This is a genomic window from Ruegeria sp. CDSA077 (assembly GCF_059612265.1).
Genome location: NZ_JBXWQG010000002.1, coordinates 243,665 through 256,691 on the forward strand (window position 1 = coordinate 243,665; position 13,027 = coordinate 256,691).

The 13,027-nt window shown below is 55.6% G+C and carries 15 protein-coding genes; 5 read left to right on the top strand and 10 right to left on the bottom strand.

Features of this window, described 5'->3' with window-relative positions:
* The first annotated feature begins 111 nt into the window (after positions 1–111).
* The 3 genes from AC2FLE_RS08355 (at position 112) to deoD (ending at position 3,265) form a co-directional block, all read left to right on the top strand.
* Positions 112–2,094 carry a protein meaA gene (locus AC2FLE_RS08355; RefSeq protein ID WP_496696590.1) on the top strand — a complete coding sequence of 661 codons (1,983 nt, stop codon included), beginning with the start codon at positions 112–114 and terminating at the stop codon, positions 2,092–2,094.
* 125 nt (positions 2,095–2,219) lie between these two features.
* Positions 2,220–2,537 (top strand): H-NS histone family protein, encoded by a 318-nt coding sequence (locus AC2FLE_RS08360; protein WP_496696418.1) that lies wholly within the window; start codon positions 2,220–2,222, stop codon positions 2,535–2,537.
* 17 nt (positions 2,538–2,554) lie between these two features.
* The gene (deoD, locus tag AC2FLE_RS08365) at positions 2,555–3,265 is read left to right on the top strand and encodes a purine-nucleoside phosphorylase (RefSeq protein WP_496691783.1); all 711 of its coding nucleotides are present in this window, start codon (positions 2,555–2,557) and stop codon (positions 3,263–3,265) included.
* A gap of 287 nt (positions 3,266–3,552) precedes the next feature.
* On the opposite strand, the gene AC2FLE_RS08370 is transcribed toward deoD, so the two are convergent.
* Positions 3,553–3,693 carry a hypothetical protein gene (locus AC2FLE_RS08370; protein WP_185956642.1) on the bottom strand — a complete coding sequence of 47 codons (141 nt, stop codon included), beginning with the start codon at positions 3,691–3,693 and terminating at the stop codon, positions 3,553–3,555.
* A 136-nt stretch (positions 3,694–3,829) separates the two neighbouring features.
* Positions 3,830–4,609: a succinate dehydrogenase iron-sulfur subunit gene (locus AC2FLE_RS08375; RefSeq protein WP_142635506.1), complete on the bottom strand. Its 780-nt coding sequence runs from the start codon at positions 4,607–4,609 to the stop codon at positions 3,830–3,832.
* 158 nt (positions 4,610–4,767) lie between these two features.
* Here AC2FLE_RS08375 and AC2FLE_RS08380 point away from each other — a divergent pair, with 158 nt between their 5' ends.
* A complete protein-coding gene (locus tag AC2FLE_RS08380; protein ID WP_496696421.1) occupies positions 4,768–5,835 on the top strand; it encodes a glycosyltransferase family 4 protein in 1,068 nt (355 codons plus the stop codon).
* The gene (locus AC2FLE_RS08385; protein WP_496696423.1) at positions 5,828–6,694 is read left to right on the top strand and encodes an FkbM family methyltransferase; all 867 of its coding nucleotides are present in this window, start codon (positions 5,828–5,830) and stop codon (positions 6,692–6,694) included. Before AC2FLE_RS08380 ends, AC2FLE_RS08385 begins: the two co-directional genes overlap by 8 nt.
* A gap of 78 nt (positions 6,695–6,772) precedes the next feature.
* On the opposite strand, the gene sdhA is transcribed toward AC2FLE_RS08385, so the two are convergent.
* The 8 genes from sdhA to AC2FLE_RS08425 form a co-directional block, all read right to left on the bottom strand.
* Positions 6,773–8,581 (bottom strand): succinate dehydrogenase flavoprotein subunit, encoded by a 1,809-nt coding sequence (gene sdhA, locus AC2FLE_RS08390; RefSeq protein ID WP_496696425.1) that lies wholly within the window; start codon positions 8,579–8,581, stop codon positions 6,773–6,775.
* Positions 8,582–8,606: 25 nt separating this feature from the next.
* Entirely contained in the window at positions 8,607–8,978 is a 372-nt protein-coding gene (locus AC2FLE_RS08395; RefSeq protein WP_142635498.1) for a succinate dehydrogenase, hydrophobic membrane anchor protein, read from the bottom strand.
* A gap of 11 nt (positions 8,979–8,989) precedes the next feature.
* A complete protein-coding gene (gene sdhC, locus AC2FLE_RS08400; protein ID WP_142635496.1) occupies positions 8,990–9,373 on the bottom strand; it encodes a succinate dehydrogenase, cytochrome b556 subunit in 384 nt (127 codons plus the stop codon).
* A gap of 199 nt (positions 9,374–9,572) precedes the next feature.
* The gene (locus AC2FLE_RS08405) at positions 9,573–10,235 is read right to left on the bottom strand and encodes a DUF1194 domain-containing protein (RefSeq protein WP_142635494.1); all 663 of its coding nucleotides are present in this window, start codon (positions 10,233–10,235) and stop codon (positions 9,573–9,575) included.
* A gap of 50 nt (positions 10,236–10,285) precedes the next feature.
* Positions 10,286–11,314, bottom strand: coding sequence for a MaoC family dehydratase (locus tag AC2FLE_RS08410; protein ID WP_496696428.1), 1,029 nt, complete (start codon positions 11,312–11,314; stop codon positions 10,286–10,288).
* Positions 11,314–11,520, bottom strand: coding sequence for a DUF1737 domain-containing protein (locus AC2FLE_RS08415; protein ID WP_142635490.1), 207 nt, complete (start codon positions 11,518–11,520; stop codon positions 11,314–11,316). Before AC2FLE_RS08415 ends, AC2FLE_RS08410 begins: the two co-directional genes overlap by 1 nt.
* Before the next feature lie 12 nt (positions 11,521–11,532).
* Positions 11,533–12,087, bottom strand: a complete 555-nt coding sequence (locus tag AC2FLE_RS08420) for an NnrU family protein (protein ID WP_496696430.1) — start codon at positions 12,085–12,087, stop codon at positions 11,533–11,535.
* A 6-nt stretch (positions 12,088–12,093) separates the two neighbouring features.
* Positions 12,094–12,951, bottom strand: coding sequence for an HpcH/HpaI aldolase/citrate lyase family protein (locus AC2FLE_RS08425; RefSeq protein ID WP_496696432.1), 858 nt, complete (start codon positions 12,949–12,951; stop codon positions 12,094–12,096).
* Between the last annotated feature and the right edge of the window lie 76 nt (positions 12,952–13,027).

Below are 13,027 nucleotides of genomic sequence, written 5' to 3' on the forward strand. Positions count from 1 at the left end.
ATCGCTGCATCCCACAATCGGCACAACCGGAAATGCCGCGACGCAGCGAATTGACATGTCCCGAAAATTGCGCTTTAGAACCCATGAACGCAATTTTCTTGCCCACCCGCAATACGAGGCCCAGCTATGACGCAGACGCAGAAAGATCGCCCCTGGCTCATCCGAACCTATGCCGGTCATTCCACCGCCAAAGCGTCCAACGCGCTGTATCGCGGGAATCTGGCCAAGGGTCAGACGGGTCTGTCAGTGGCCTTCGATCTGCCGACGCAAACCGGCTATGACAGCGATCACACGCTGGCACGCGGCGAGGTTGGTAAAGTGGGTGTACCGATCAGCCATCTGGGCGACATGCGGGTTTTGTTCGACCAGATCCCGTTGGAACAGATGAACACGTCGATGACGATAAACGCCACGGCTCCTTGGTTGCTGGCGCTCTATATAGCGGTTGCCGAGGAACAGGGCGCCGATGTCTCGAAACTGCAGGGCACGGTTCAGAACGATCTGATCAAGGAATACCTAAGCCGCGGCACTTATGTCTGCCCGCCGAAACCGTCGCTCAAGATGATCGCGGATGTGGCCGAGTATTGCTATTCCAATGTGCCGAAATGGAACCCGATGAATGTGTGTTCCTATCACCTGCAAGAGGCTGGCGCGACGCCCGAACAGGAACTGGCCTATGCGCTGGCTACCGCCATCGCCGTTCTTGACGAGTTGCGCCCGCGCGTCCCGGCCGAGGATTTCCCAGCATTGTGCGGACGGATTTCGTTCTTTGTGAATGCCGGCATCCGCTTTGTCACCGAGATGTGCAAAATGCGCGCCTTTGTGGATCTTTGGGATGAAATCCTGCAACAACGTTATGACGTTGAAAACCCGAAATTCCGCCGCTTCCGTTATGGGGTGCAGGTGAACTCACTGGGACTGACCGAGCAGCAGCCGGAAAACAACGTCTACCGTATCCTGATCGAAATGCTGGCGGTGACCTTGTCGAAAAAGGCCCGTGCCCGCGCGGTTCAGCTGCCCGCATGGAACGAGGCCCTTGGCCTGCCCCGCCCGTGGGATCAGCAGTGGTCGATGCGGATGCAACAGATTCTTGCCTATGAAACCGACCTGCTGGAATATGGCGATCTGTTCGACGGCAACCCGGCCGTAGACGCCAAAGTCGAAGAATTGAAACAGGGCGCGCGGGCCGAACTGGCGAACCTGGATTCGATGGGGGGTGCTGTCGCTTCGATCGAATACATGAAGTCCCGTTTAGTCGATTCCAACGCAGAGCGCCTCAACCGGATCGAGCGCAACGAGACCATTGTGGTCGGCGTGAACAAATGGACCGAGGGCGAGCCCTCACCCCTGGAAACCGAAGACGGCGGCATCATGGTCGTTGATCCGGCAGTAGAGCAGGAACAGATCAACCGCCTGAACGAATGGCGCACCGAACGGGATGGCGCGGCAGTTGCAGCAGCGCTGGCCGCTTTGCGTGAGGCCGCACAATCCGGTGCGAATGTAATGGAGCCGTCAATCGTCGCCGCCAAGGCTGGCGTCACCACCGGCGAATGGGCCGAAGAGATGCGCAAAGTCTATGGCACATATCGCGGCCCGACCGGCGTTTCCGGCTCGGTCTCAAACAAAACCGAAGGGCTGGAGGACTTGCGCTCGGCCGTTGACGCGGTCAGCGACAAGCTGGGGCGTCGCCTGAAGTTCCTGGTCGGCAAGCCCGGCCTGGACGGTCATTCAAACGGCGCCGAACAGATCGCCTTCCGCGCCCGCGATTGCGGCATGGACATCAGCTATGACGGCATCCGTCTGACACCCGAGGAAATTGTGGCCGCCGCAATCGAGGACAAAGCCCATGTGATCGGCCTGTCGATTCTGTCCGGCAGTCACATACCGTTGGTTCAGGACGTTCTGAACCGTCTGCGCGAGGCGGGCCTGAACGATGTTCCTGTTGTTGTCGGTGGCATTATCCCTGATGACGATGCTGAAAAGCTCAAAGCGATGGGTGTGGCCAAAATCTACACGCCAAAAAACTTCGAGTTGAATGCAATCATGGGCGACATAGTTTCCTTGGTTGATCCGCAAAACCTGGCCGCTGAATAACCGCCGATTTGCCACCCATTTTCCCCGTATCTATCGCCTTCGCAAAAGGGATAGATAATGGATGCTTTTAGAACTACGGTGACTCTTCGGGGACATTGTAATTCGGTAACATCAGGGGAATGTAAATGGGAATGAATCTCGAAAAGATGACGCGCAATGAACTGTTGGAATTGCGTGCCAATGTAGATGTCGCGCTGAAAGCAGCCGAAAGACGTGATAGGAAAGAGGCTTTGAAAGCCGCTCAGAAAGCCGCAGCGGAATTTGGGTTTTCCCTTTCCGAACTTTCTGATGGGTCCTCGAAATCTCTTAAGGTATCGAAAACAAAAGCAAAATACCGAAATCCATCCAACCACGATCAAACCTGGTCGGGACGCGGTCGCAAGCCGCATTGGGTACACGAAGCTTTGAAAGCCGGAGCGGATATTTCGGATATGGAAATCTGAATGGAATTGATAACGAAATGACGATTCATATAGGCGCCGAAAAAGGCGAAATCGCTGAAACAGTTCTTTTACCCGGTGATCCTTACCGGGCAAAATGGGCGGCAGAAACTTTTCTGGATAACGCCAAACTGGTGAATGACGTGCGTGGCATGTTGGGCTTCACCGGAACCTGGAAAGGTAATCCGGTGACGATTCAAGGCAGCGGCATGGGAATGCCCTCGCTGTCAATTTACGTGAATGAATTGATCCGCGATTTTGGCGCCAGGACTTTGATCCGTATAGGGTCATGTGGCGGGATGCAGGACAGTGTGAACATACGTGATGTCATTTTGGCGATGACTTCGACCACGCTCAGCACGCCGTCTCGGGGGATCATGAAAGAGCTCAACTTTGCACCTTGCGCGGATTGGAGCCTGTTGCAGGCCGCCTTTCAGGCTGCGGCAAACAAAGGAACACCAACTCATGTTGGCGGGATTTATTCCTCGGATGTATTCTACGATGAACGTCCCGATCTGAACGAACAGATGGTGCGTCACGGCATTCTGGGCGTCGAAATGGAAGCCGCCGAACTTTACATCCTGGCCGCGCGCCACAAGTGCCGGGCCCTTGCCGTGCTGACCGTTTCCGACCACTTGCTGACAGGAGAAGCTCTGCCATCGTCCGAACGTGAAAGCAGCTTTGGCGACATGGTTGAGATCGCACTTCAGGCGGCGTTTCCAAAGGCTTAGCAAACGGGTTGGGGCAGGGTCGACCCTGTCCCGCATCGGCTATCTAGCGGTCGATCCCTTTAAACACTGCTTGGGGCTTTCCGCCCCATCGGTCTGAGCACCGCAAAACGAACAGACCCATTGCCCTTCTTTTCGGTGCTGGCGCCAGCGGCATTCACGCGTCAGTGACGAAGTACGGGCGCGCCACAGAAAATAGGCGAATACGGCGGCAGCAAGAAGCAGAAGAAAAACAGGCATTCTCCTGCTTCGCTGATCAGTCGGTTGTTTTCAAGCCCTGCAATCGCAGATCAGGCAGCATTTGCGTATTCGAACAGCTCTGGCATCCGCTCTGAAGTGGGGATTACCGTTTCTGGCGTATAATAGGCCCATGCCTGTTCCAGCAATTCCAGGGCTTCGGCGGCATCAGCGGAGTTGGTTTTGGTTCTCATCGGAGTGATCCCATTGTGACATAATCACTCCTCCCTGAGCCAAACATAGGACAGGCTGCAGGCGTTCACACCACATATTCTTGCAAATGGGAATTGCACCTGCCGCAACACAGCAGGCACATGGATCAAGTCCGCCTCACACCGTGCGTTCGACCATCATCTTTTTGATCTCGGCGATTGCCTTTGCAGGGTTCAGACCCTTCGGGCAGGTTTTGGCGCAGTTCATGATTGTGTGGCAACGATACAGCTTGAACGGATCTTCCAGCTCATCCAGGCGCTCACCCGTTGCCTCATCTCGGCTGTCAATGATCCAACGATATGCATGCAGCAGAGCCGCCGGGCCAAGATAGCGGTCGCCATTCCACCAATAACTTGGGCACGAGGTCGAGCAGCTGGCGCACATCACACATTCATAAAGACCATCCAGCTTTTTGCGGTCTTCAATGGATTGCTTCCACTCTTTCGCAGGCCGGTTGGTCTTGGTTTCTAGCCAGGGCATGATGCTGGCGTGCTGGGCATAGAAATGGGTCAGGTCCGGAATCAGGTCCTTGACCACAGGCATATGGGGCAAAGGATAGATTTTCACATCGCCCTTGATCTCATCCATGCCATAGATACAGGCCAGTGTGTTGATCCCGTCGATATTCATCGCACAGGACCCACAAATGCCCTCGCGACAAGACCGGCGGAAGGTCAAGGTTGGGTCGATCTCATTCTTGATCTTGATCAGCGCATCCAAAATCATCGGACCGCAGCTGTCCATATCGACGAAATAGGTATCCACCCGGGGATTTTGACCGTCGTCAGGATTCCAGCGATAGATCTGGAACTTGCGCACATTCGTCGCGCCCTCTGGCTTGGGCCATGTCTTTCCGGTGGTAATCCGAGAATTTTTTGGCAGGGTGAGTTGTACCATTTCCGACCTCGCTAAATTCCCGTGTATAGATACACGCTGCAAGTGCGAAAGCCAACCATTTAGCCTTGAAAACAGTCAATAAAGATGGGTGATTTCACCTTTACATTGAGCTTATGTGCATGGAGTCTGCACCCGAGAAAGCAAAAGCTGAGTGCCGTATGCAGACACGAGTATTGAATATTCCCTACGGCACCAAAAACCCCTATCAAAACATGATGTACAGCGCATGCGAGCCAGAGTTTTCTCTAGCTGCAATGAAACAGCTGAACTTTGCAGAGATTGCGAAACCAGAATTTCAGACCGAACACGGAATCCTGCATATCCAATGGGATGACAGGCTGTTTCCGATCATGGATGGTGAAGATCCCGCGAACAACGCTCTGTTTCAAGATGCCGTGTCGGGACTTGAGCTGTATAAATCAAACGGTGGTCGCGTCATCTGGACCATTCACAATCGCGCCGCGCATTCAGCGCGTGAGGGCAACGATGGATTTCACGCGGCGCGACGCAAGTTGGCAGAGCTGGTCGATATGATCCATGTCCATACCCCGAATGCGCGACAACATATGATCGCCCTATATGACGCGGAACCGAATAAGATTTGCCTGATCCCTCACCCAAGCTATCTAGGCGTTTATGAAAGCGCTGAAATCACGCTTGCGCGCCTGATGCAACCACGCGATCAGACTCACTTTTTGACCTTTGGCGCGATGCGCGGAAACCGCGAGTTGGACCGGCTTCATTTCGCCATCCGGAAGCTAACCAACAGGGGTTTCGACTTTCATATGTCAGTGGTAGGCCGAGTCTTTCGGCCCAGTCGGCGATTGGTACGACGGCTGGACGCCATTTCAAACGTAACCGTGATAGGCGAACGCGTAGAAGATGAGGCCATTCCGGGTGTGTTTTCCCAAGCTCACGCCTATGTTTTGCCATCTACACAAACCTTCACCTCTGGAACCGCAATGCTTGCCATGACCTTCGGCTTGCCAGTTGTCGCCCCGGACATTGAACCCCACCGGCAGACGACCCCGGAATCCTGTCATGATCTACTGTATCCCGCACAAAACCCTCGAGGACTGATCCGCATGATGATGAAGGTGATGGAAATGTCCGATTCAGAACTCGCTGAAAAACGTAGGGCGTGCTTCGAATTCGCTCAGGAGCGCGCGCCAGAGCGGATCAGCCGCAAGTTGGCCGAAGCGCTTACGGTTCTAAGAAATGGATAATCTTTTCAGCGCCCGCATTTCTGCTTTGTACGATCTTCTGGATTTGACCAGTTTTGTACGCATTGCCGATATTGGCGCCAATCCAATGCGCCGTGACGCCCCTTACCGTGACCTACTAAAGAACAAATTTTGCAATGTCGTCGGTTTCGAACCTCAGGAAAATACGATGAAAGAGGTCGTCCGCAATAAAGGTGCAAATGAAGAGTATTTCAACTTTGCAGTCGGAGACGGCAGACCGGCCTTGTTGAATATCTACAAGGGCTCGGGTTTGACATCCTTGCTGAAAATAAGGGGAAAAACACTTTTTTACCTACGCGGCCTACGCAATGCTGCAAGGCAAATTGGCAGTATGGAGATGCAGACGCAGCGGCTGGATGATATCGCAGGTTTGGGTCCAGTGGACTTTCTGAAAATCGATATTCAGGGCGCCGAGCTTTCGGTGTTTACCTCGGCGGAAAACACGCTGAAAAATGTCGCCGCCATACAGACCGAAGTGTCGTTTTTTCCATTGTACGAGAATCAGCCAGGTTTTGGCGAGGTTGACACATTTCTCAGAAAATTGGGGTTTTTGCCTCATAGTTTTACGCAAATCGAGAACAGGCTGGTCATATCGAAATGGTCGGGAGTTCTTTCGGACTTTGAATCGACTCAAATGCTGGACGGGGACATTATCTATCTCAGGGACTTGTCTGATCCTGCAGAGCTGAACAGCCAGATGCTAAAGCGACTGGCAATTCTAACCGAAGGTGTTTTTGGGTTCACAGATGTCAGCCTGAAAATTCTCGACATATTGGCACAGCGTCAGGAAATCTCTGAAGCCGATGTGAATAAGTACATTGAAACATTCATCTCGCCATAGCCGATTGGCTAAGTACATATATTACTTACCCATAGAATTTGAGCAGTCCGGTGGTTGGTCGCGGACTGCCCAATCACATCAGAAAGTCCGCGCCTTGGGCGCGATTTTCTTCAGGCTGATTCCGCCTTCTGCTTCGGTGCTCAGCGGATCGACGATCACCGGGCGATAGCTGAGGTTCACCTTATTACCGTCTACGCGGGACACCGTGTGAACGCGCCAGTTTTTGTCGTCGCGTTCGCTGAAATCCTCATGCGCATGGGCACCACGGCTTTCCTTGCGCGCTTCGGCACCGACGATGGTGGCCAGCGCACTTGGCATCAGGTTGGTCAGTTCCAGCGTTTCCATCAGATCGCTGTTCCAGACCAGCGAGCGGTCGGTGACTTTCAGGTCGTCCATTTTGGCGGCAATCGCCGTCATCTTTTCAACGCCTTCGGCCATGGTTTTGGCGGTGCGGAATACGGCCGCGTCAGCCTGCATGGTCTTTTGCATCTCAAGCCGCAGATCGGCGGTCGGGATCGCTCCGCTGGCGTTACGGACGGTGTCAAAGCGATCAAAGGCTTTGTCGACCGACCCCTGGTTCAGAACCGGATTGGCGCTATCTGCATCCACAACCTTACCAGCCCGGATCGCCGCCGCGCGGCCAAAGACCACAAGGTCGATCAGCGAGTTCGAGCCCAGACGGTTCGCGCCGTGGACCGAGGCACAACCCGCCTCACCTACAGCCATCAGGCCGGGCACGACAGCGGTTGGATCATCGGCGGTGGGGTTCAGAACCTCACCCCAATAGTTGGTCGGGATACCGCCCATGTTGTAATGCACGGTTGGCAGAACCGGGATCGGCTCTTTGGTCACGTCCACACCGGCAAAAATCTTGGCGCTTTCGGAAATACCCGGCAGACGCTCGGCCAAAGCCTCGGCAGGCAAGTGGCTAAGGTTCAGGTGGATGTGGTCGCCCTCTGCACCCACACCGCGCCCTTCGCGGATTTCCATAGTCATGGAGCGCGAGACATAGTCGCGCGGTGCCAGGTCTTTGTACTGAGGCGCATAGCGCTCCATGAACCGTTCGCCTTCGGAATTGGTCAGGTACCCGCCCTCACCCCGCGCACCTTCGGTGATCAGACAACCCGAGCCGTAGATGCCGGTCGGGTGAAATTGAACGAACTCCATATCCTGCAGCGCCAGACCCGCGCGGGCCACCATACCGCCACCGTCACCGGTACAGGTATGGGCCGAAGTGGCGCTGAAATACGCCCGGCCATAGCCGCCGGTCGCCAGCACCACCATCTTGGCGTTGAACACATGCATGGTGCCATCGTCCAGCTTCCAGCAGACAACGCCCTGACATTGCCCGTCCTCGGACATGATCAGGTCGATGGCGAAATACTCGATGTAGAACTCAGCGTTGTTTTTCAGCGACTGACCATAGAGCGTGTGCAAGATCGCGTGGCCGGTCCGGTCAGCAGCGGCACAGGTCCGCTGTACCGCAGGGCCTTCGCCGAATTCCGTTGTGTGGCCACCAAAGGGACGCTGATAAATCTTGCCTTCTTCGGTCCGGCTGAAGGGCACGCCGTAATGCTCCAGCTCGTACACCGCCTTTGGCGCTTCGCGGGCCAGATACTCCATCGCGTCGGTGTCGCCCAGCCAGTCCGAGCCCTTGACCGTGTCGTACATATGCCACTGCCAGTGGTCAGGACCCATATTCGACAGCGACGCCGCGATGCCGCCCTGTGCGGCAACCGTGTGCGAGCGGGTCGGGAACACCTTGGTCACGCATGCCGTACGCAGACCCTGTTCCGCCATACCCAGCGTTGCGCGAAGACCTGCACCACCTGCGCCTACGACAACGACGTCGTATTCGTGGGTTTCGTATTCATATGCTGCTGTCATTGTTCTTATTCCTTACCGCGCATCATCACAGGGCGAGTTTCACCAGGGCAAACAGCCCTGCAACCATCAGCGTGTAGCCAAACGCCCACATCGCAACCAGCGTCACTTTCTCGGCGACACCATGGATATAGTCTTCGATGGCCTCCTGCGCTTCGTACATCAGCTGCAACAGGGCAACGATCAGTGTCAGCGCGCATACGATCGCCGGGAAGGGGCGACTGAAATAAGCCAGAACCTCTTCGTAGGTTCCGCCCAGACCGGCACCAAATGTGAAGATGAAGAGAGGAATCAGAACGGTCAGGATCATGGCCCGGACCATTGTGTTCCAATGTGTTTGGGTTCCGGATTTGCCCGCTCCCAGACCCTCGGCGCGTTTACGGTCAGTCAGGTATCGCATCGAACGTCTCCTTAAACCACAAGAACGGTGATGATGGTCAGGATCGTGGCACCAACGAACATGCCCCATCCCAGCTTTTCAGAGAGATCAACATCTAGGCAGTAGCCGAAATCCCAAAAGACATGACGCAACCGGCCCAATGTGTGGTACCACAAACCCCAGGCCGCTCCGGTCATGACAAGATCACCGAACCAGCTGCGCAGAAACCCGTCTATGCCTGCAAAGGCCGCCTCAGAGGTTGCCGCCGCCAACAGCCACCACACCACAAGTGCTGCGATTGCGAACACGGCCAATCCAGTCATCCGAACCATGATCGACGACAGAGACGTCATCTGTGGGCGGTAGATGCGGATATGCGGTGAGAGCGGGCGGTTGCCCCGATTTACATCGCTCATGGCGGCTCCTTTTCGGTTGGCTTCCGAAGGTTTTACTGGTTTTTGCGACACTGTCACGTGCTGCAGCTGCAAAAAAGCTCAGAATTCGCGCAAAATGACAGATTAAGCGATAAAGTGATCACACAAAATATTCTTGTGATCACAAATCAAATCAGACGAAACAGATGTTAGCGCCTGCAGCTCCGAATCCCTGCCACACTTATTTCAGACCGGCCGTTTGCTGGGTCACTTCCCGCAACAGTTTCTTTCGGATGCGGGCCGGATAATCCTCGAACCCGGCCGCCGAAACGACAAACGCTCCCTCACCTACAATGACGTTCTCAAAGAAATAGGCCGTCAAGTCGGGTTCGCTTTCCTCGATGGCGATGGCATTTACCGTGACACCTTTCCCACGCAACACATCGTGAATCTCGGACGGTTCAACCCCTTCGTTGGAAACCCCATCACCCGAGATATCAATCAGGTGCCGTTTGCATTCGGTTACCTCGCTGAAACTGGACATTGTGGTCTCAAGCGCCTCACCGATTGCAGTCGAAAAATTGCGCCAGACTCTAGCATCCGCAGCCACCTGTCTGGCGAAACTATCTATGGCTTCAAAGCTATCCATATGTGTCCAGGGGATCGTCACCTTCTGACGAGAGGCTCCGGTCCATTGGACCAGCATCAACCGCGCATTCCCGCGCACGAGCGCCTCGGAGACGATGGGGTCACGCAATCCAGCGGCCAGGCCGTCCATTTGTATGCGGTATTCGTTCGAATCCACCGATCCCGAGACATCAACGGCCAGAGCCAAAGCAAGATCACACGCCTCGGCGGTCGGGGCCAGAAAGAAACAGGCGACGAAAGAGCGAAGCAGAGACATGGTCACAGCCTAGCACGAATATTGCAGGCTGCGTTCAAATGAATGTGGGGTCAGACTGGCATCAAAGCCCAGTAGTCGAGGTCCAACAGAACATTGGGCAGATATCGGCCATCGTCATTTTTCAACTCGAATGGCTCTCCGCCCTTCGTGGCAACCAGCCGCAACCGGACCGCCCCAACGCCGGGGATGCCGGTTTCGGCTTTGTCCAGCACCTCAGACCAGGCCTTAATCGTATCGCCTGAGAAGCAAGGGTTGGCATGGGCTCCACCGTTCAACCCGACGATCATCTGCGCATTTGCCAATCCATTGAACGACAGGGTCCGCGCCATCGAGATCACGTGCCCGCCATAGATAAGACGGCCTTCGCGGCGGAAGGTCAGATCGAAATGAACCTTGGCAGTGTTCTGCCAAAGTCGCGTGGCCAGCATATGCTCGGCTTCTTCCACGGTGACGCCGTCCACATGATCAATCTTTTCACCAATCGCGTAATCGCCCCACCGATGCGCCTCACCGGCCTGAACAAATTCATAGGAGGAAAAGTTCAGCCCTTGTGGCACAACCAGATCCTGAGGCTCCAGCGCCTGTTTCAACGCGGGCACCACCGTGTCCGGGGCGGGCGCGTCAGGGTTCGATTTGCGCACCATCACCCAGCGGACATACTCAATAACCACCTCATCGCGCTGGTTCAGGCCACGGGTTCGCACCCACACCACACCGGTTTTTCCGTTCGAGTTCTGCTTGACCCCAATCACTTCGGATTCCGACCGCAGCGTATCGCCGGAATAAACCGGCTTCAGCCAACGCCCCTCAGCATAGCCCAGATTAGCCACAGCATTCAGCGATACATCAGGGACAGTCTTGCCAAACACCACGTGAAACGCCGCCAGATCATCGATCGGGCTTTGCGGCAGGCCACAATTCCGGGCGAACTCATCCGAGGAATACAGAGCATGACGCGCCGGATAGAGCGCATGATACAACGCCCGTTCGCCATCGGTCACGGTGCGAGGCACCGCGTGGTGCAGCACTTGCCCTACAGAATAATCCTCGAAGAAACGGCCCGGATTGGTCTTTGCCATTATTGCTGTCCCAGTTTCATTTCAGGGGAATAGTCGGTCGCAACCTCTTTGGTCACGGCCTGCGCACAACGCATCACGTTGTTTGCAGTGTCAAAGGCATAGGACGGGTCACCATACAGCTCCCACCCTTTAGCCAGCGCGTCCGACACTTTGTGACAGAAGGCTGCGGTGTCTTCCTCGGTCAGCAGACGATAGAGTGTTGCCATGTTGTCAAACCTTTATGAACCAAACGGCGACGGACCAACCAGCCCGTGAATATAGCCGATAATGCCCAGCAGAACGATCGACGCGATAAAGAACATCGCATCCTTGCCGTAAGTACCCGGCTCGCCCGGTGTCCAGTCCGGCTCGGATTTGTTGATCACGATCACTTCGACCACCGCCCAGGCCAGCAAGCCGCCGAACAGGACGATTGAGGCCAGATCACCATTGACCAGCAAATGCGCAAAGGCCCAGAGCTTCATGCCGCCCAGCATCGGGTGACGCAGCTTGTTCAGCAAACGGCCCTTTTGGCCTGCGGGGCTCATCATATAGATAGCGATCAGCACCAGCAGGTTGTTGACGTGGACCAGAAAGGTCGGCGGCGACCAGATTGGGATGAAATCGGTCATGCGATAACCGAAGATCATCAACAGGATTGACGCCAGCAGTGCCAGCGCCACCGCGCCCGCACCGCCTTTGCCCATCGCCGCGCGCTGGTCCGGCATCACGCGTTTGAACAGATGTGCGGCCCACCAGAGCGCCACACCAAGAATCAGAAGAACAAAGCCCATGCTGGCTTACCCCGCTTGCAAAGCTGAAATCGTCTCTGCTTTTGCCAGAATTTCACGGGCGGTTGCAACGTGCAGGTTTTCCACGATCTTGCCATCGACGACCGCGACGCCCTGCCCTTGTGCTTCGGTCTCTTCAAAGGCGGTGATCTGGCGGCGGGCCAGATCGATTTCCTCATCCGATGGGGCGAAGGCGTCGTTGGTGACATCGACCTGTGCGGGATGGATCAGGGTCTTGCCGTCAAAACCCATATCGCGGCCCTGCGCGCATTCGGCCGCCAGGCCTTCGCTGTCCTTGAAGGCGTTATAGACGCCATCGACGATGATCAGCCCCTCAGCCTTGGCGGCTAACAGGCACAGGCCCAGCGACGTCCGCAACGGCAGGCGGTCAGGGCGGAACCGTGTCTGCAATTCCTTAGCCAGATCGTTGGTGCCCATGACGAAGCCCGCCATCAGCGGATGCGCGGCAATTTCGGCGGCGTTCAGCATCCCGCGCGGGGTCTCCATCATGGCCCAAATCGGCAGATTACCGGTTATTGCGGCCAACGCATCCACATCTGCGGCAGAATTCACTTTGGGCAGCAGAACCACATCCACGTCCATGTCCCGCACGGCTTGGGCATCGGCCCGGCCCCATTCGGTATCTAGGCCATTGATTCGTACGATCTTGACCCGCGCTCCATAACCGCCAGCAGCCAAGGCAGCCCCGAGCGTTTCACGCGCGTTGTTTTTTTCGTCCGCCGTGACCGCATCTTCGAGGTCAAAAATAACCGCATCAACAGGCAGGTTGCGGGCCTTGTCCAACGCCCGGTCTTTGGAACCAGGAATGTACAATACGGAACGGTAGGGTCGCTGACGGGGGTCCATTGGCTTCGGCCTCTTGAAATAATGTTGCGCAGAATGGGGCATTTTCTGTAGGAAAGTTCAAGCGCAAACTTGCCGC